The sequence below is a fragment of the Pseudomonas sp. Cab53 genome, from assembly GCF_018325965.1.
In the GTDB taxonomy this organism is placed as follows: domain Bacteria; phylum Pseudomonadota; class Gammaproteobacteria; order Pseudomonadales; family Pseudomonadaceae; genus Aquipseudomonas; species Aquipseudomonas chlororaphis_E.
Window position 1 is genome coordinate 4,529,161 of sequence record NZ_AP021902.1, and the last position, 19,244, is coordinate 4,548,404.

The window sequence follows — 19,244 nt, forward strand, 5'->3', positions numbered from 1 at the left end:
AGTCCTGAAAGGCTAGCTTTGGAATTGGAGAATCCTGGGGCCAACCTTTAGCCGGATGTGTCTGGTCGATCGCCTTCGCGAGCAAGCCCGCTCCCACAGGGGGTTTCTGGTGTTCATACATTTTGTGTCCACTAACCTGTGGGAGCGGGCTTGCTCGCGAAGGCGCCAGTCCATTCACAACGAAATCAAGCGACCACCCCCGCATCCGCCCTCAACTGCAACGCCTCCACCGCCCTGACCGCCACCTGCTCATCCACATCCGAAACATCACCACTCACACCAATCGCCCCTAACACCCTCCCGTCCTGATCCCTGATCAACACCCCACCCGGAACCGGTACCACGCTGCCCTGCCCCAGGCTGTTCAGCGCGGCAATGAAGGCCGGGCGTTGTTGGGCGTCCTGGGCCAGCAGGCGCGAGCCCTTGCCCAGGGCGATGGCGCCCCAGGCCTTGCCGATGGCGATGTGGGGACGAAGCAGGCTCGCGCCGTCTTCGCGTTGCAGGGCGATCAGGTGGCCGCCGCTGTCGAGGATGGCGACGGTCAGGGGGGCGGCACTGATTTCGCGGCCGGCGGCAAGGGCTTGGCCGGCCAGGTTGACGGCGACGTTCAAGGTTAGAGCGCTCATGGGTGCTGTCCTTTTTTTGTGATGGGAGAGCCTTTCGGGTTTCACTTCAAGCAAAACCGAACACCACAAATAGAACACAACAAAATATATTTTTGTATACAATAATTATCACAAAGCCCCTACACTGACGAAAAACACCCTTCCCCGTGGGCTTTCGACGAATAAAACAGGCGCTTGAGAAAATGGATTGACCTGCGCCGCTTAGCGTGAATACACTCGACGCACAGCAGCTTGTATACAATTACAAAACGTAAGAGGCACAAAAGCATGAGCAAAATGAGAGCAATCGAAGCCGCCGTCCTGGTGATGCGCCGCGAAGGCGTGGACACCGCCTTCGGCATCCCGGGTGCGGCGATCAACCCGCTGTACTCTGCCCTGCAAAAAGTGGGCGGCATCGATCACGTCCTCGCTCGCCATGTGGAAGGTGCCTCGCACATGGCCGAGGGCTACACCCGCACCAAAGCGGGCAACATCGGCGTGTGCATCGGCACCTCGGGCCCGGCCGGTACCGACATGGTCACCGGTCTCTACAGCGCCAGCGCCGACTCCATCCCGATCCTGTGCATCACCGGCCAGGCCCCCGCGCCCGCCTGCACAAGGAAGACTTCCAGGCCGTGGACATCACCAGCATCGTCAAGCCGGTGACCAAGTGGGCGACCACCGTCCTGGAGCCTGGCCAGGTGCCCTACGCGTTCCAGAAAGCCTTCTATGAAATGCGTTCCGGTCGCCCGGGCCCGGTGCTGATCGACCTGCCCTTCGACGTGCAGATGGCCGAGATCGAATTCGACATCGACGCCTACCAACCACTGCCCCTGGCCAAGCCTGCCGCCAACCGCGTGCAGATCGAGAAGGCGCTGAGCCTGCTGAACCAGGCCGAGCGGCCATTACTGGTAGCGGGCGGCGGCATCATCAACGCCGATGCCAGTGAGCTGCTGGTGGAGTTCGCCGAGCTGACCGGCATCCCGGTCATCCCGACCTTGATGGGCTGGGGCACGATCCCCGACGATCACCCGCTGATGGTCGGCATGGTCGGCCTGCAGACATCCCACCGCTACGGCAACGCGACGCTGCTCAAGTCCGATGTGGTGCTGGGCGTCGGCAACCGCTGGGCCAACCGTCACACCGGCTCGGTGGATGTCTACACCGAGGGCCGCACCTTCATTCACGTGGACATCGAGCCCACGCAGATCGGCCGGGTGTTCACACCTGACCTAGGCATCGTTTCCGACGCAGCCTCGGCCCTGACCTTGTTCATCGAAGTCGCCCGCCAGTGGCAAGCCGCCGGCAAGTTGAAGGACCGCAGCGCCTGGGTGCAGGACTGCCAGCAACGCAAGGCGAGCCTGCAGCGCAAGACCCACTTCGACAACGTGCCGGTCAAGCCCCAGCGCGTGTACGAGGAAATGAACCAGGTGTTCGGCAAGGACACCTGCTACGTCAGCACCATCGGCCTGTCGCAGATCGCCGGCGCGCAATTCCTGCACGTCTACAAGCCGCGCCACTGGATCAACTGCGGCCAGGCAGGCCCCTTGGGCTGGACCATTCCGGCCGCGCTGGGGGTGGTCAAGGCTGATCCGAGCCGCAAGGTCGTGGCGCTGTCGGGCGACTATGATTTCCAGTTCATGATCGAAGAGCTGGCGGTGGGCGCGCAGTTCAAGCTGCCGTACATCCATGTGGTGGTGAACAACTCTTACCTGGGCCTGATTCGCCAGGCGCAACGCGGGTTCGACATGGACTACTGCGTGCAGCTGTCCTTCGATAACCTCAACGCGCCAGAGCTCAACGGTTATGGCGTGGACCACATCGCCGTGGCCGAGGGCCTGGGGTGCAAGGCGTTGCGGGTGTTCGAGCCGTCCGGCATCCAGCCGGCGCTGCGCCAGGCCCAGGCCATGATCGAGGAGTTCAAGGTGCCGGTGATTGTCGAGGTTATCCTGGAGCGGGTGACCAACATTTCCATGGGCACCGAGATCAACGCCGTCAACGAATTCGAAGACCTGGCGCTGGTGGGCAACGATGCGCCGACGGCCATTTCGTTGCTTGACTGACACTGACGCCTCCACAGGCACTGCTGTTCATGAAGGACATCACCGGACCTGTGGCGAGGGCGCTTGCTCCCGCTGGCTGCGCAGCAGCCCATTTTGTGAGTGCTTTGCACTCAAGCGGGAGCAAGCTCCCTCGCCACAAGGGTCCCTACACCTCTACAGGAGATTGTCATGCCGCGTTTCGCCGCCAACCTGTCCATGCTGTTCACCGAGCAGGATTTCCTCGCCCGTTTCGAAGCGGCCGCCAAGGCCGGTTTCAGCGGGGTCGAGTACCTGTTCCCCTACGACTACAGCAGCGCCGAACTCAAGGCGCAGCTTGACGCCCATGGCCTGACCCAAGTGCTGTTCAACCTGCCGGCCGGTGACTGGGCCAAGGGCGAACGCGGTATTGCCTGCCTGCCGGACCGGGTCGAGGAGTTCCGCGCCGGTGTCGACCTGGCGATTGCCTATGCTCAGGTGCTGGGCAACACCCAGGTCAATTGCCTGGCCGGGATCCGCCCGCAGAACTGTGACGAGGCCCTGGTGCAGAAAACCTTCGTCGCCAACCTCAAGTACGCGGCCGAGAAGCTGCAAGCCAAGGGCATCAAACTGGTGATGGAAGCCATCAACACCCGCGACATCCCCGGCTTCTACCTGAACAACACCGCCCAGGCCCTGTCGATCCGCGAGCAGGTGGGCAGCGCCAACCTGTTCCTGCAATACGACATCTATCACATGCAAATCATGGAAGGCGACCTGGCCCGGACCCTGGCCGCGCACCTGGGCGAGATCAACCACGTGCAACTGGCGGACAACCCCGGACGCCATGAGCCGGGCACCGGCGAGATCAACTATCGCTTCCTGTTCGAACACCTGGACAGCATCGGTTATGCCGGTTGGGTCGGCTGCGAATACAAGCCCCTGACCACCACCGAAGCGGGACTGGGCTGGCTGAAAAACCATAACGCGATCTGATGCCGCGCGAGCTTTTGTGGCGAGGGAGCTTGCTCCCGCTCGGCTGCGAAGCAGACGCATGATTTTACCCGGCACGATTTCTGGGGCCGCTTCGCGACCCAGCGGGAGCAAGCTCCCTCGCCACAGAAACACCGGGCCCTAGACAACAAGAGGATTTCCCCCATGGCTAAAATCGGATTCATCGGCACCGGCATCATGGGCCACCCCATGGCATTGAACCTGCAAAAGGCCGGTCACAGTCTGTTGCTGTCCCAGCACCACGACGCGGCCCCGGCTGACCTGCTGGCCGGCGGCGCGGTGGCGCTGGCCAACCCACGGGAAGTGGCCCAGGAAGCCGAGTTCATCATCGTGATGGTCCCGGACACCCCTCAGGTCGAGGACGTGCTGTTCCGCGCCGATGGCGTGGCGGCTGGCGTCGGCGCGGGCAAGGTGGTGATCGACATGAGCTCGATCTCCCCCACCGCCACCAAGGCGTTCGCGGCGAAGATCAATGAACAAGGCGCGCAGTACCTCGATGCGCCGGTGTCTGGCGGCGAAGTCGGCGCCAAGGCGGCCACCCTGAGCATCATGGTCGGCGGCGACAGCGCGGCGTTCGAACGCGCCTTGCCGCTGTTCCAGGCCATGGGCAAGAACATCACCCTGGTGGGCGGCAATGGCGATGGCCAGACCGCCAAGGTGGCGAACCAGATCATCGTCGCCCTGAACATCCAGGCCGTGGCCGAGGCGCTGCTGTTCGCCGCGAAGAACGGCGCGGACCCGGCCAAGGTGCGCGAGGCCCTGATGGGCGGCTTCGCCTCGTCGAAGATCCTGGAAGTCCACGGCGAACGCATGATCAAGGGCACCTTCGACCCAGGCTTCCGCATCAGCCTGCACCAGAAGGACCTGAACCTGGCCCTGCAAGGCGCCCGGGAGTTGAACATCAACCTGCCCAACACCGCCAACGCCCAGCAAGTGTTCAGCACCTGCGCGGCCCTCGGCGGCGGCAACTGGGATCACTCGGCGCTGATCAAGGGCCTGGAGCACATGGCGAATTTCTCGATCCGCGATAACTGATCCACCACAAAACCCTGTGGGAGCGAGCTTGCTCGCGATGGCTATTTCACATTCAACAATGATGTTGTCTGAATTACCGCTATCGCGAGCAAGCTCGCTCCCACAAGGCCTGCATCAACTTCAAAACAATAAGAACCCGGGAGCCCGCCATGTCGGTCGATCCGCAACAATTGCTGCGCGAGCTGTTTGCCACGGCCATCGACGCGGCGCATCCGCAGCACGTCCTTGAACAATACCTGCCCCGCGACCGCAGCGGCCGGGTGATCGTCATCGGTGCCGGCAAGGCTGCCGCCGCCATGGCCCAGGTGGTCGAGCGCTGCTGGGAGGGCGAGGTCTCGGGCCTGGTGGTAACCCGCTACGGCCATGGCGCGCCCTGCGAGAAAATCGAAGTGGTGGAAGCCGCCCACCCGGTACCCGATGCAGCCGGCCTGGCGGTTGCCCGGCGAGTGCTGGAACTGGTCAGTCACCTGACCGAGGACGACCGGGTGATTTTCCTGCTGTCCGGTGGAGGCTCGGCATTGCTGGCACTGCCCGCGGCCGGCATCACCCTGGCCGACAAGCAATCGATTAACAAAGCCCTGCTCAAGTCCGGCGCCACCATCGGCGAGATGAACTGCGTCCGCAAGCACCTCTCGGCGATCAAGGGCGGGCGCCTGGGCAAGGCCTGCTGGCCGGCAACGGTCTACACCTATGCGATTTCCGATGTGCCCGGGGACCTCGCCACGGTCATCGCCTCCGGCCCTACCGTGGCCGATCCGAGCACCTCCGCCGAGGCCCTAGCGATCCTCAAGCGTTACCACATCGAGGTCCCCGCCTCCGTGCGCGCCTGGCTGCAAAGCCCGGAATCGGAAACCGTCAAGCCTGGCGACCCGAGCCTGGCCCGCAGCCATTTCCAGCTGATCGCCCGGCCCCAGCAGTCCCTCGAAGCGGCTGCCGTGAAAGCCCGTCAGGCCGGCTTCAGCCCGTTGATCCTCGGCGACCTGGAAGGCGAATCCCGGGAGGTGGCGAAGGTCCATGCCGGTATCGCCCGGCAGATCGCCCTGCACGGCCAGCCCTTGCCGGCCCCGTGCGTGATCCTGTCCGGCGGCGAAACCACGGTCACCGTGCGCGGCCATGGCCGGGGGGCCGCAATGCCGAATTCCTCCTGAGCCTGACCGACAGCCTCAAGGGGTATCCCGGCATCTATGCCCTGGCCGGCGACACCGACGGCATCGACGGCTCCGAGGACAACGCCGGCGCCCTCATGACCCCGGACAGCTATCGCCGCGCCGCCGAACTGGGCCTGAACGCCAGCGATGAATTGGACGACAACAACGGCTACGGCTACTTCGCCGCACTGGACGGGCTGATCATCACCGAGCCGACCCGCACCAACGTCAACGACTTTCGCGCCATCCTGATTCTCGAGGCCCCCAAACATGACGCCTGACAAGAAGGTCAAGATCCTCGCCACACTCGGCCCCGCGACCCGTGGCATCGATGACATCCGCGACCTGGTGCAGGCCGGCGTGAACATCTTCCGCCTGAACTTCAGCCACGGCGACCACGCCGATCACGCCCAGCGCTACCGCTGGATTCGTGACGTCGAACAGCAGTTGAACTACCCGCTGGGTATCCTGATGGACCTGCAAGGCCCGAAACTGCGGGTCGGCCGGTTTGCCGACGGCAAGGTGCTGCTGCAACGCGGCCAGGCCCTGCGCCTGGACCTGGACCCGACGCCGGGCGATCAACGCCGGGTCAACCTGCCCCACCCGGAAATCATCGCGGCCCTGGAGCCCGGCATGGACCTGCTGCTGGACGACGGCAAGTTGCGCCTGCGGGTGACGGCACGGCACAGCGACGCCATCGACACCGAGGTGCTCAACGGCGGCGAGCTGTCCGACCGCAAGGGCGTGAACGTGCCCCAGGCCGTGCTCGACCTGAGTCCGCTGACCCAAAAGGACCGGCGCGACTTGAGCTTCGGCCTGGAGCTGGGCGTGGACTGGGTGGCACTGTCGTTCGTCCAGCGTCCCGACGACATCCGCGAAGCCCGGGCCCTGATCGGGGACAAGGCGTTCCTGATGGCGAAGATCGAGAAACCATCGGCGGTGAACCAACTGCGGGAAATCGCTGAACTGTGCGACGCGATCATGGTTGCCCGCGGTGACCTGGGCGTCGAAGTGCCGGCCGAAAGCGTGCCGCAGATCCAGAAAAGCATCATCGGCACTTGCCGCGCCCTCGGCAAACCGGTGGTGGTCGCCACGCAGATGCTCGAGTCGATGCGGTTCTCGCCGGCGCCGACCCGCGCCGAGGTCACCGATGTGGCCAACGCCGTGGCCGAAGGGGCCGACGCGGTGATGCTCTCGGCGGAAACCGCGTCGGGCGACTACCCCCTCGAGGCGGTGCAGATGATGAGCAAGATCATCCGCCAGGTGGAAAACGGCCCCGACTACCCGGCGCAACTGGACGTCAGCCGGCCGAAAGCCGAGGCCACGGTGTCGGACGCCATCAGTTGTGCCATCCGCCGCATCAGCAGCATCCTGCCGGTGGCGGTGCTGGTGAACTACAGCGAGTCGGGCGCCTCCAGCCTGCGGGCGGCGCGGGAGCGGCCAACGGTGCCGATCCTCAACCTCACGCCGAATCTCGCCGCCGCGCGCCGCCTGACGGTGGCCTGGGGCGTGCACTCGGTGGTCAACGACCGGTTGCGGCAAGTGGACGAGGTGTGCTCCACCGCCCTGGAAATCGCCCAGGCCCAAGGCATGGCCCAGCGTGGCGACACCCTGCTGATCACCGCAGGCGTGCCGTTCGGGCAACCGGGTCGACCAATTCGTTGCGTATCGAGACATTGATCTAGCGCCTGTACTGGCCTCTTCGCGAGCAAGCCCGCTCCCACAAGGACGTCACCGCCCCGTGGTAAGTGATGGACCTTGAGTAAACAGCGTTACGCTCCGATAGGGGCTTGGTGAACGCTGCGGCGGGCTTGCTCGCGAAGGGATCACCCTGGTTTATCAGACACACAACCATGCCCAACACCCACTGCCCCGACTGGGCCACCGCCCTGCTCAACGGCTTCAGCCAGATTTTCCTCCAGCGCCATCCGCTGTGCGGCCTGTTGTGCCTGCTGGCGATCCTGCTTGGCGCCCCGGCCCTGTTCGCAGGGGCATTGCTCGGCGGCGTGGCCGGGTTGCTCACGGCCCAGCGGCGCGGCTACCCCAAGGCGGATCGCCAGGCCGGGCTGTTCAGCTACAACGGCATCCTGCTGGGGTTGTTGTTGGGCCTCACCTTGCCCGGGTCCATCCTGTTGCCGCCGTTGGTCATCGCCGGCGGTGGTCTCGGCGCGATGCTGACCCAGCAATGGCTCAAGCGAACCCGCAGCCCCCGCAGCCTGCCCGCCTACACAGCGCCGTTCGTGGGACTGGGCTGGCTGCTGCTGGCGTTCGCCACGCCGCCAGCGTCGCCACCCCCGGCGGCCCTGACGTTGCCCAACCTGCTGGCCGCGCCGTTGAACGGATTGAGCCAGGTCATGCTGCTCGACGGCCCATGGGCCGGGGCACTGATTGCCCTGGGCCTGTTGCTCGCCAACCGACGCGCCGCAGGCTGGGCCCTGTTCGGTTCGGTCGCCGGCCTGGGCGTCGCCCTGCTGCACACTGACCACGCCGCCGCCCTGTCCGGCCTGGCCGGCTACAACCCGGCGCTGGTGGCTTTGGCCCTCAGCCCGCACCGCCGCCGGCCGTGGCTGCCGTTGACGGGCATCCTGCTGGCGATCCTGCTCACGCCGGGCTTCGGCGCCCTCGGCCTGGCGCCGCTGACGGCCCCCTTCATCCTGGCCTGCTGGCTGGTCCAGGCCAGCCGTCGCACCTGGCACCAGGCCCGTCTCGATGCTGCGCCTTGCGCTCTGCGGGGCAATCACCCTAGGCTTCGCTGATTCCGAGATCAGGCGATGGGTATGGACAGCAACAACAATTGGCGTGAACGCCTCTACATCATGATTTTCCAGACCGACACCGTGGCCGGCCGGCGTTTCGACAGCACCTTGTTGTTGATCATCCTCGCCAGCCTGGTGATCGTGATGCTCGACAGCATCGACAGCGTGCATCAGGACTATGCGTCCGTGCTGGCCGGCATCGAATGGGGCTTTACCTTCATCTTCATCGTCGAATACGGCTTGCGCCTGTACTGCTCGCCCAAGCCGTTGCGCTATGCCTTCAGTTTCTATGGGCTGGTGGATCTGCTGGCGATCGTGCCGGGGATCCTGGCGCTGTACTACAGCGATGCCCAGTACCTGCTGATCATTCGTATCATCCGCATGCTGCGGATCTTCCGCGTGCTCAAGCTCAGCCCCTACCTCAAGCAGGCCAACTACCTGATGGCGGCATTGCGGGGCAGCAAGCAGAAGATCATCGTCTTTTTGGTCAGCGTCTCGACCCTGGTGACGGTGTTCGGCACCTTGATGTATGTCATCGAAGGCCCCGAGCACGGCTTCACCAGCATTCCCAAGGGCATCTATTGGGCTATCGTGACACTGACCACCGTGGGCTTCGGCGACATCGTGCCCAAGACGCCGCTGGGCCAGGTGGTGTCCTCCATGGTGATGATCACCGGTTACTCGATCATCGCCGTGCCCACCGGCATTTTCACCGCCGAACTGGCCACCGCCATGCGCGGCGATCAGCTCAAGCATGACTGCCCGGTGTGCAACAAGAACAGCCATGAACAGGCGGCGGCCTTTTGTGCCCGTTGTGGCAACGCGCTGTTCAAGAAATTGGAATAAGCAAAGTACTTTTAAATGCTTGAAGACCTATGCGCTTGCGGCTAGTTTGCCCGGCACTCCCCGTCCCAATAAAAAGGAATTCGCAGTGAAGAACTTCTTTGGCGCCTCCCTTCTCGCCGCCGGCCTGGCCTTCGGCAACCTGGCCCATGCCGCCCCGACCCTGCTCAACGTTTCCTACGACGTGATGCGCGATTTCTACAAGGACTACAACGCGGCCTTCCAGAAACACTGGCAAGCCGAGCACAACGAAAACATCGCCGTGCAGATGTCCTTCGGCGGCTCCAGCAAGCAGGCGCGCTCAGTGATCGACGGGTTGCCGGCGGATGTCATCACCATGAACATGGCCACCGACATCAACGCCCTGGCGGACAACGGCAAGCTGGTCCCGGACAACTGGGTCACCCGCCTGCCGAACAACAGCGCCCCGTTCACCTCGGCCACGGTGTTCATCGTGCGCAAGGGCAACCCCAAGGCGCTGAAAGACTGGCCCGACCTGCTCAAGGACGGCGTGCAGGTGATCGTGCCCAACCCGAAAACCTCCGGCAACGGCCGCTACACCTACCTGTCGGCCTGGGGCTATGTCCTCAAGAACGGCGGTGACGAGAACAAGGCCAAGGACTTCGTCGGCAAGCTGTTCAAGCAGGCACCGGTGCTGGATACCGGCGGCCGCGCCGCCACCACCACGTTCATGACCAACCAGATCGGCGATGTGCTGGTGACCTTTGAAAACGAAGCGGAAATGATCGCCCGGGAGTTCGGCCGCGACCAGTTCGAAGTGGTCTACCCCAGCGTCTCCGCCGAAGCCGAGCCACCGGTGAGCGTGGTGGACAAAGTGGTCGAGAAGAAAGGCTCCCGCGCCGCGGCCGAGGCCTACCTCAAGTACCTCTGGTCACCAGAAGGCCAGGAAATCGCCGCCGCCAACTACCTGCGCCCACGGGACCCGGCCGTGTTGGCCAAGTACACCGACCGCTTCCCGAAAGTGGATTTCCTGTCGGTGGAAAAGACCTTCGGCGACTGGCGCACCGTGCAGAAGACCCACTTCAATGACGGCGGGATTTTCGACCAGATCTACAGCGGCCAGTAAGAAAAAAATGAGTCATGCGCGGTCCTGTGGCGAGGGGATTTATCCCCGCTGGGCTGCGCAGCAGTCCTGGAATCGGACACCGCTGTGTTTCAGACAAAACGCGTCGGCTGCATTTTGGGGGCTGCTTCGCAGCCCAACGGGGATAAATCCCCTCGCCACAAAGACAGCGCAAGCGCTCTCTCGATGAGCTCATCATCAAGCGCAAGCATGTCTGTTATCAGCCCTAAAGCCTGTCCTCGAGCGCCATAACGCTTTAGCCTCTCGCCATCCCACCTGTTGACTGACGAGTTTGCCATGAGTGCCCATTCCCCCACCCTGCACGCCGGCGCCAGCCTGACGCGAGGCATGGTCCTGCTCTTTGCCTTCTGCTGTGGCGCTATCGTCGCCAACCTCTACTACGCCCAACCCATCATCGAACTGATCGCCCCCGACGTGGGCCTGAGCAGCACCATGGCCAGCCTGATCGTCTCGCTGACCCAGATCGGTTATGCCCTGGGGTTGTTTTTCCTGGTGCCATTGGGTGACTTGCTGGAAAACCGCCGCCTGATGATCGTCACCACCTTTGTATCGATTGCCAGCCTGCTGGGCGCGGCGTTCACCGATCAGCCCAACGTGTTCCTGCTGGTCTCGCTGCTGGTGGGCTTCAGCTCGGTGTCGGTGCAGGTGCTGATCCCCCTGGCGGCGCACCTGGCCCCGGAGCAAACCCGCGGGCGTGTCGTGGGCGGCATCATGGGCGGCTTGCTGCTGGGGATCCTGCTGGCGCGGCCGGTGGCGAGCGTGGTGGCCGACCACTTCGGCTGGCGCGCGATGTTCATGATCGCGGCTGCCTTGATGGCAGCCATCAGCATCGTCCTGGCGCTGACCGTGCCCAAGCGCCAGCCCGACCATCGTGCCTCCTATGGTCAGTTGCTGCGCTCGCTCGGCACCCTGCTGCGCCAGCAACCGCTGTTGCGCCAGCGTGCGCTTTACCAGGCCGGCATGTTCGCCACCTTCAGCCTGTTCTGGACCGCCGCGCCGTTGGAGCTGGCACGCAACCATGGCTTGTCCCAGTCCGAAATCGCCTTGTTCGCCCTCGTCGGTGCCCTGGGTGCCATCGCTGCGCCCATTGCCGGTCGCCTGGCGGATGCCGGCCATACCCGCGTGGCTTCGCTGCTGGCGATGCTGTTCGCCAGCCTGAGCTTCCTGCCGGCGTTCATCCATCCGCTCTACAGCGTCATCGGCCTGGCCGTCACCGGCGTGGTCCTGGATTTCTGCGTGCAAATGAACATGGTGCTGGGCCAACGCACCATCTACACCCTCGATGCCAAAAGCCGCAGCCGTCTGAATGCGCTGTACATGACCAGCATCTTCGTCGGTGGCGCGTTCGGTTCATCGATTGCCAGCGCGGTGTACGAACACGGTGGCTGGCTGTGGGTGGTGATTGTCGGCAGTGCATTCCCGCTGCTGGTGCTGCTGAGCTTCTTGAGTGCTTCGCGCAAGGCATCCCTGGCGACGGCTTGAGGATCGAGCGGCAAAAAAAATGCCCGGGCGCCATCGCGACCGGGCATTTTTCATCGAGGGTCAGACCCGTACATTGCCACGCGGCCCGGCGATCGCCCAGATGATCAGGCCCAGCACTGGCAACAGCAGGATCAGCAGCACCCACAGGACTTTCATCCCCACTTCAGCACCGCTCTTGAGCACATTGATGATCGCCCAGATATCGAGCGCCAGGATAATCAGGCCGATCAGGCCATTGAAGGTGGAACCCATGGTGTCGCTCCCTAATAGTGATAGCCACACTTAGGATAGCTGGGCCGCGCCAAGGGTTCCGTTTATTGCCTCAGACGTGGACCGCGACCTTGAGGGCTTCCAGGGCCGGCGCAGCGGCGATGCCCACTTGCGCGCACAATTGCAGCACCCGCGGCACGTCGTCGCCGAACACCAGCACCATCTGCAACTCATCGTCCAGCAGTTGGCTGAAGTTCATCAGCACATAGCCGCCGCTTTCCTTGCTCAGGCTGCTCATCTGGATCTGGATGCGGTTGAGGGCGGTCAGCGCCTCGGTTTTCGCCAGTTGCTTGGGCTTGAGGTTGAACGCCACGCCAGGGCCGAACGAGGCGACGATCTGTTCGAACAGTTCGACGTAGGTGTCGGCCTGGAACAGCACGGTATCCGGCAGGCTGCCCACCACGACCCACTCACCCAGCGGAATCGGGAAGGTGTCGTCGTAGTTGACGTCCGGATTGGCCGCCAGGAAAGCCGCCGGATCGGCGTAGGCCTGGGCCGCTTCGTCGGCGATTCGCGCAATGTCAGCCTCGCCGAGGCAGCCAGAGCTGATTTTGCTGATGAGTTCGACGAGGGCGGCTTTCATGGGGTGGATCCTGTGGATAAGGGGATGCGAGGGCGCGCAGGATACTCCATCTGTCCAGGATTGAAATGGAGCTGCTGCATCACGCTTTTTGTGGCGAGGGGATTTATCCCCGCTGGGCTGCGAAGCAGCCCCAAAATAGTTCTGATGCACCGAGTTATCAGGTTAGGGCCGCTTCGCGCCCCAACGGGGATAAATCCCCTCGCCACAAAGTCGTGCAAGGGCTCAAGCCTCACCAGTAGAGATCAGCCCAACAACTTCTCCAACTGCGCCGTCGTGTCCACCGCGCCCATGGTCCGGGCGGCGTCCAGGGCCGAGGCGCCGTTGGCGTCCTTGGCTCGCGGATCGGCCCCCTTGCTGATCAGGTAGTCGACGATTTCCACTCGATTGAACATCGCCGCCATCATCAACGCGGTGCGACCGTCGAAGGATGAGCCCTCCACCTGCGCGCCGCCGTCCACCAGCGCCGACACCACGGCCAGGTCGCCCTTGAACGCCGCGCCGGCAATCGGGCTCTGGCCGTTGTCGTTGCGCACTTCCGGGTCGGCCTTGTGTTCCAGCAAGACTTTTACCGTTTCCACATGCCCGTGGTAGGCGGCCAGCATCAGCAAGGTGTCACCCTTGTGGTTGCGCAGGTTGGGCGGCAGGCCCTTGCTCAGCAACGCAGCCATCATGGCGGCGTCACCCTGGCGGGCGACGTTGAACACCTGCTCGGCAAACTCCGCAGCCTCTTCCGGGGTCATCTGGCGGCTTGTATCGGACATGGGTCACTCCCTTTGGGCATTCGCAAAGCGGCTAGTTTCCCGACGGACCCGGACCCTGTCATCCCTTTTTTCTCTGTACCGCCGATAGCCAGGATCAATAGCGCCATTGCCCGCCCTGGATCTGGTCGGCCAGCGACCGGTCCACCCGCACGTAGGTCGTGGTGCCGGGCAGCCACGCATAGACCGGCTCGTCACCGGTGACGCAAGGGTCGAACGCTTCGGCCTTGAGGCGGGTCTTCTGGTACTTGAAGGTGCAGGTGGTGTCCATTTTCACCTTGATGCGCAGGAACAGTGGCACCGCGTACGCCGGCAACTTGCCGTGCAGGAATTGCAGCAGCTCACTGAAATCCAGGGTCGCCAGGGATTCGGACGGGGTAATCGCCGCCATGCCGGCCCGGCCGTTGGTGCCCTGGATCTCCACGCCATAGGCCACCGCCTCGGCCACTTGCGGATGTTGCAGCAGCACGTTTTCCACCTCCGTGGTGGAGACATTTTCGCCCTTCCAGCGGTACGTATCGCCGAGGCGATCGACGAATTGCCCATGGCCGAAGCCGATGTTGCGCAGCAGGTCGCCGGTGTTGAAGTAACGATCGCCAGGCGCGAAGACATCCCGGTAGATGATCTTCTCGGTCTTGGCCGGGTCGGTGTAGCCGTCCAGCGGTGCCTTGTCGTCGATCCGTGCCAGTAACAGGCCCGGTTGGCCCTTGGGCACTTTCTGCATGCGCCCTTGCAGGTTGCGCAAAGGCAGGCCGCTGTCGTGGTCGTATTGCACCAGCTCCCAGCCCATCAGCGAGAAGCCGACGGTGTTGTCGAAATTCAGGACATTGGTGAAGCCGATGTTGCCGTCGCTGGCCGCGTACAGCTCGCAGACGTGTTCGACACCAAAGCGCGACTTGAAGGTTGACCAGGCTCCCGGTCGCAAGCCGTTGCCGACCATTTTCTTCACCCCGTGCCGGCGGTCCTCGCTGCCGGCAGGCTGGTCGATCAGGTAACGGCACAGCTCGCCGACATAGCCCAGGGTGGTCGCCCGGTAACGACGCACATCGTTCCAGAACTGGCTGGCGCTGAACTTGCGCCGGATCGCCAGGGCCGAGGCTCCGCAGATCGCCGCGCCCCAGCACACGCACAGGCCCGTGGCGTGGTACAGCGGCAAGGTGCAATACAGGACATCGTCGGGCTGCATGTCCAGGGCAATCAAACCGAAGCTGGTGGAGGTGCGCATCCAGCGCCCATGGCGAAACACCCCGGCCTTCGGCAAGCCCGTGGTGCCCGAGGTGTAGAGATAGAAGCAAGGGTCGTTGAAGAACACCTGTCGGCTGCACGCCGGGTTTTCGGCGCACGCTTCATTGCTGCCAGTCATCAGGTCGACGAACCCGGGCGCAACACCGGCGCTGTCCTCGTCCGCCACCCACCAGGTTCGAGCCTGCGGCAGCCCGACACGGCGGCGCACGTCGTCGAACGCCGCGACCCGTTCCTCGCCCACCACGATGGCGACGGGCGCAACGAGGGCCAGGCTGTGCACCAGGGCGTCTCCCACCTGGGCGGTATTGACCATGGCGCTGACCGCGCCGACCTTCGCCACCGCCAGCACGGTGATCAACAACTGGGGCCGGTTCTCGATGAACACCGCCACGCAGTCGCCCTTCCCGATGCCCTGCGCCAACAGGTAGTGAGCGATGCGATTGGCCTGCTCATTGACCTGTGCATAACTCAACACGGTATCGCCATACAGCAGCGCCGCGCCCCGGGGGTTGCGTTGGGCGGCCTGTTCGAAGCACCAGCCCAGGCCGCAAGGCTGGGTCGGGTCCTGGACGTTGGCCAGCTTCATGCCCTTGACGATTCGCGGCACGACCCTGGCAATGGCGGGCAACTTGCGCAACATCATGCCCCAGGTGATGGCATCGCCGGTTGTCCGACTCATGGTGTTCTTCCCTGTCCGACCCTGTGGGCCTGTTTTTGTGTTGGCGGGGACTGCAGCTCGATTGCGCTCGAAAGTACGCCTGGGCTAGCGACGCTGTACATGCGGTTTTTGCAATGTTTTGTATCCGCAAACAGCCGCAGGCGAAGCGGGAGCGCCGGGAGGGCAATTGGTTCCCAAAAAGTTGGTTCCACCCCGCAAAATGCAGGATGCACGATGGCCATTCATGCAAGATGCACGAAACCAAAAATCGTATATTTTTTTAAGCTGTTGTTTTTAAAGTATTTTTTAAATCAAGCGAGGCTGGCACAGACACTGCAACTACCCCTCCACGGTTTGCTAACAAGACCATGGAGCAGTCAAATATGAACATGATTCAAGAGAAGTTCGCGTCCCTGTTTTCCAACTATGAAGTGACCACCCAAGCCCGCCCGGATGGCGGCATCCTGCTGACCTTGCGCAACAGCGAAGGCAAACTGTTCAAGCGCACGATTTCCTATGCCCAGCTGCATGCCGGCGACCAGCTGTCTTGGGCCATCAGCGCAATCCGCCGCGACCTGGCCGAACAAGCCAGCGAGTTGCCACAGATTGCCATGCTGCAAAGCCAGCACCGTTTCGCCCTGCCGACCTATCACAGCGCCTGATCCTGGCCCCTCAGGAACCAGCAGAAACACCCCTTTGTGGGAGCGATCCCGCTCGCGAAGACGGAACATCAGCCAGCCTTTCCGCCGACTGACCCACCGCTTTCGAGCAGGCTCGCTCCCACGGTTTTTTAGTCTTCCAGGCGCGGGAACCGGCCGGCAATGTCGTTGCCGGTGAATTGCGCATCGGCGCACTCGGCGTTCGCCAGGCGAAGCGTAATGAAATGCGGTTGCTCGCCCATGTCGAACCAGCGCGGCATTCCAGCCGGCAAGGTAATCAGGTCATTCTTTTCGCACAGCACGGCGTAGACGTAATCGTCGATGTGCAGAGCGAACAGCCCACGACCCGCGACGAAAAATCGTACTTCCTCTTCAGCCTGGCTGTGCTCTTCAAGGAAGCGGGCGTGCAGCTCGGCGTTTTGCCGATCCTCACGGGTCACGCGCATGACCTGCACCGAGGCGTAGCCGCGCTCGGTCATCAGGGCATCGATCGAGTGGCTGTAGGCCGCGATGATGTCTTCCTGGCGAGCGCCGGGGGGAATGCTCGCCGCAGGCTGCCACCGATCGAAGCGAACGCCCTGTTCGGCCAGGGTCGCGACGATGTCTTCGAAGTGAGTCAGCACCTTGTTCGGCAGATCGGGGGTCGAGACGTGGTAGACGGACAGGCTGCTCATGACAATGGCTCCAGGAAAATAATGGTTCGAAGGCTCATGGCCGGTGCTCTTGCATGCGTGTCGCAATGATAACGGCAGCAGCAAGGGCAGCTAGGCTGGCCAGGCTGAATGTCCAACTGGCGCCCAGGGCGTTCCAGCTGTAGCCGGAATACAGGGCGCCCAATGCCCCGCCGGTGCCGGCCAACGCCGCATACAGCGCCTGGCCCTGGCCCTGCTGGCGAGGGCCGAAACTGCGTTGCACGAAATGGATGGCCGCGGCGTGGAAACTGCCGAAGGTCGCCGCGTGCAGCACCTGGGCGAACAACAGCACCCAGAGAAACTCCGCCAACGAACCCAGCAGCAACCAGCGCAACGCCGCCAACAGGAAACTGGCCAGCAGCACACGGCGCACCGAAAATCGCGCCAGGATCCGGCTCATCAGCAGGAACACCAGCACTTCCGCCACCACGCCGACCGCCCAGAGCAGGCCAATCAGCCCACGGCTGTAGCCCAACTGCTCCAGGTGCAATGTCAGGAAGGTGTAATACGGCCCATGGCTGACCTGCATCAGGCCCACGCAGACGTAGAACGCCAGCACGCCGGGGTTGCGCAATTGCCGCACGAAGCCCTCCCCCGCCACCCGCGGCCCCTGCAACGGCTGGGCGTTGGGGACCCAGAAGCTGGCGAGCACGATACCGGCCATGATCAGCACCAGCGCCACCGGGTAGATGTCCAGGCTCAGCCATTGAAACAACCGCCCCAGCAACACCACCGTGATGATGAAGCCGATGGAACCCCACAGGCGGATCTGGCTATAGCGCGAAGCCTGCCCGCTCAAGTGCGCAAGGGTGATGACTTCGAACTGCGGCAGCACCGCGTGCCAGAAGAACGCATGCAACGCCATCACCATCGCCAGCCAGGCGTAGCTTTTGTCGATGAAGATCAGCGAAAAGGCCAACAACGTGCAGAGGGCGCCAAAGCGCACGATGGCCAGGCGTCGGCCGGTGTAATCTCCCAGCCAACCCCAGATATTCGGCGCCACGCAGCGCATCAGCATGGGGATCGCCACCAGTTCGCCAATGCGCGCCGCGTTGAACCCCAGGTGATCGAAGTACAGCGCCAGGAACGGCGCCGTCGAACCGAGCAACGCGAAATAGAACAGGTAGAAACTGGAGAGCCGCCAGTACGGCACTGCCGCCATGGTCGTCAGGCCACGGCGGCCGGCAGGTCAGCCATCAAAGCTGACCCAGCACCGGGGTGCTCACCCGTACATCGGCGTTCTGGCCACGATGGCGCAGCAGGTGATCCATCAGCACGATCGCCATCATGGCCTCGGCGATCGGCGTGGCACGGATGCCGACACAGGGGTCATGACGGCCCTTGGTGATGACGTCCACGGGGTTGCCCTGGGTGTCGATGGAGCGGCCCGGCGTGGTGATGCTGGACGTGGGCTTCAACGCCAGGTGCGCGACGATCGGCTGGCCCGAGGAAATGCCGCCGAGGATCCCGCCGGCGTTGTTGCTGAGGAAGCCCTGCGGGGTCAGCTCATCGCGGTGCTCCGTGCCCCGTTGGGCGACGCAGGCGAAACCGGCGCCGATCTCTACGCCTTTCACCGCGTTGATGCTCATCAGCGCGTGGGCCAACTCGGCGTCGAGGCGGTCGAAGATCGGCTCGCCGAGGCCGGGCATGACCCCTTCGGCCACCACGGTGATCTTCGCGCCCACCGAATCCTGGTCACGACGCAGTTGGTCCATGTAGGCCTCCAGTTCCGGCACCTTGTCCGGGTCGGGGCAGAAGAACGCGTTCTGCTCCACCGAGTCCCAGGTCTTGAACGGGATTTCGATCGGGCCCAACTGGCTCATGTAGCCGCGGATGACGATGCCCTGGCTGGCCAGGTATTTCTTGGCGATGGCCCCGGCCGCCACACGCATGGCGGTTTCCCGGGCCGAACTGCGGCCGCCGCCACGGTAGTCGCGCTCACCGTACTTGTGATGGTAGGTGTAGTCGGCATGGGCCGGGCGAAACAGGTCCTTGATGGCCGAGTAGTCCTTGGACTTCTGGTCGGTGTTGCGGATCAGCAGGCCGATGGCGCAGCCGGTGGTGCGCCCTTCGAAGACGCCAGACAAGATTTCGACCTCATCGGCTTCCTGGCGCTGGGTGGTGTGGCGGCTGGTGCCGGGCTTGCGGCGGTCGAGGTCACGCTGCAGGTCCTCCAGGGCAATCTCCAGGCCCGGCGGGCAGCCGTCGACAATGGCGACCAACGCCGGGCCATGGCTTTCGCCCGCGGTGGTGACGGTGAACAGCTTGCCGTAGGTATTGCCGGACATGCAGGGTGCTCCGTGAAATCGCTGAGAAACTCAACCTTGGATTCGTAGTGGACGCCAGTATACGCAGGCTCCCCGCGTAGTTCAT

15 protein-coding genes and 3 pseudogenes are annotated in these 19,244 nt (G+C 63.5%); 10 read left to right on the forward strand and 8 right to left on the reverse strand.

Features of this window, described 5'->3' with window-relative positions; translation table 11 throughout:
- Positions 1 to 185: 185 nt before the first annotated feature.
- Positions 186 to 626: a heme-binding protein gene (locus KI241_RS19710; protein ID WP_123578363.1), complete on the reverse strand. Its 441-nt coding sequence runs from the start codon at positions 624 to 626 to the stop codon at positions 186 to 188.
- Between the two features lie 267 nt (positions 627 to 893).
- On the opposite strand from KI241_RS19710, the pseudogene gcl reads away from it, so the two are divergent.
- The 9 genes and pseudogenes from gcl (at position 894) to KI241_RS19755 (ending at position 12,006) form a co-directional block, all read left to right on the forward strand.
- Positions 894 to 2,668: pseudogene (gcl, locus tag KI241_RS19715) on the forward strand (glyoxylate carboligase).
- 168 nt (positions 2,669 to 2,836) lie between these two features.
- Positions 2,837 to 3,619 carry a hydroxypyruvate isomerase gene (gene hyi / locus KI241_RS19720; protein WP_212802901.1) on the forward strand — a complete coding sequence of 261 codons (783 nt, stop codon included), beginning with the start codon at positions 2,837 to 2,839 and terminating at the stop codon, positions 3,617 to 3,619.
- 162 nt (positions 3,620 to 3,781) lie between these two features.
- Positions 3,782 to 4,672 (forward strand): 2-hydroxy-3-oxopropionate reductase, encoded by an 891-nt coding sequence (locus tag KI241_RS19725; RefSeq protein WP_042731747.1) that lies wholly within the window; start codon positions 3,782 to 3,784, stop codon positions 4,670 to 4,672.
- Between the two features lie 149 nt (positions 4,673 to 4,821).
- Positions 4,822 to 6,101 (forward strand): annotated as a pseudogene (locus KI241_RS19730) (glycerate kinase).
- Positions 6,091 to 7,505: pseudogene (pyk, locus tag KI241_RS19735) on the forward strand (pyruvate kinase). Before KI241_RS19730 ends, pyk begins: the two co-directional pseudogenes overlap by 11 nt.
- 168 nt (positions 7,506 to 7,673) lie before the next feature.
- Entirely contained in the window at positions 7,674 to 8,576 is a 903-nt protein-coding gene (locus tag KI241_RS19740) for an urea transporter (protein ID WP_042731744.1), read from the forward strand.
- Between the two features lie 21 nt (positions 8,577 to 8,597).
- Positions 8,598 to 9,422, forward strand: coding sequence for an ion transporter (locus KI241_RS19745; RefSeq protein ID WP_042731743.1), 825 nt, complete (start codon positions 8,598 to 8,600; stop codon positions 9,420 to 9,422).
- An 85-nt stretch (positions 9,423 to 9,507) separates the two neighbouring features.
- Positions 9,508 to 10,506 carry a sulfate ABC transporter substrate-binding protein gene (locus KI241_RS19750; protein WP_042731742.1) on the forward strand — a complete coding sequence of 333 codons (999 nt, stop codon included), beginning with the start codon at positions 9,508 to 9,510 and terminating at the stop codon, positions 10,504 to 10,506.
- A 294-nt stretch (positions 10,507 to 10,800) separates the two neighbouring features.
- On the forward strand, positions 10,801 to 12,006 hold the full coding sequence (locus KI241_RS19755) for an MFS transporter (RefSeq protein ID WP_042731741.1): 1,206 nt from the start codon (positions 10,801 to 10,803) through the stop codon (positions 12,004 to 12,006).
- A gap of 60 nt (positions 12,007 to 12,066) precedes the next feature.
- Here KI241_RS19755 and KI241_RS19760 read toward each other — a convergent pair whose 3' ends face one another.
- From KI241_RS19760 to KI241_RS19775, 4 genes are all read right to left on the reverse strand, one after another.
- Positions 12,067 to 12,258 carry a PLDc N-terminal domain-containing protein gene (locus KI241_RS19760; RefSeq protein WP_042731740.1) on the reverse strand — a complete coding sequence of 64 codons (192 nt, stop codon included), beginning with the start codon at positions 12,256 to 12,258 and terminating at the stop codon, positions 12,067 to 12,069.
- 70 nt (positions 12,259 to 12,328) lie between these two features.
- On the reverse strand, positions 12,329 to 12,859 hold the full coding sequence (locus KI241_RS19765) for a hypothetical protein (RefSeq protein WP_047736468.1): 531 nt from the start codon (positions 12,857 to 12,859) through the stop codon (positions 12,329 to 12,331).
- Between the two features lie 242 nt (positions 12,860 to 13,101).
- On the reverse strand, positions 13,102 to 13,620 hold the full coding sequence (locus tag KI241_RS19770; protein ID WP_042732340.1) for an ankyrin repeat domain-containing protein: 519 nt from the start codon (positions 13,618 to 13,620) through the stop codon (positions 13,102 to 13,104).
- Positions 13,621 to 13,714: 94 nt separating this feature from the next.
- Entirely contained in the window at positions 13,715 to 15,541 is a 1,827-nt protein-coding gene (locus tag KI241_RS19775; protein ID WP_042732341.1) for a long-chain-acyl-CoA synthetase, read from the reverse strand.
- A 362-nt stretch (positions 15,542 to 15,903) separates the two neighbouring features.
- Here KI241_RS19775 and KI241_RS19780 point away from each other — a divergent pair, with 362 nt between their 5' ends.
- The gene (locus KI241_RS19780; protein ID WP_042732342.1) at positions 15,904 to 16,182 is read left to right on the forward strand and encodes a DUF3509 domain-containing protein; all 279 of its coding nucleotides are present in this window, start codon (positions 15,904 to 15,906) and stop codon (positions 16,180 to 16,182) included.
- Between the two features lie 128 nt (positions 16,183 to 16,310).
- Here the strand turns inward: KI241_RS19780 and KI241_RS19785 are convergent, their stop codons facing one another.
- Genes KI241_RS19785 through aroC form a run of 3 tightly spaced genes read right to left on the reverse strand, consistent with a single transcriptional unit; the run spans position 16,311 to position 19,159 of the window.
- Positions 16,311 to 16,853: an acireductone dioxygenase gene (locus tag KI241_RS19785; RefSeq protein WP_212802902.1), complete on the reverse strand. Its 543-nt coding sequence runs from the start codon at positions 16,851 to 16,853 to the stop codon at positions 16,311 to 16,313.
- Between the two features lie 34 nt (positions 16,854 to 16,887).
- Positions 16,888 to 18,033 (reverse strand): MFS transporter, encoded by a 1,146-nt coding sequence (locus KI241_RS19790; RefSeq protein ID WP_212802903.1) that lies wholly within the window; start codon positions 18,031 to 18,033, stop codon positions 16,888 to 16,890.
- A gap of 34 nt (positions 18,034 to 18,067) precedes the next feature.
- On the reverse strand, positions 18,068 to 19,159 hold the full coding sequence (aroC, locus tag KI241_RS19795) for a chorismate synthase (protein WP_047736471.1): 1,092 nt from the start codon (positions 19,157 to 19,159) through the stop codon (positions 18,068 to 18,070).
- Positions 19,160 to 19,244: the final 85 nt, after the last annotated feature.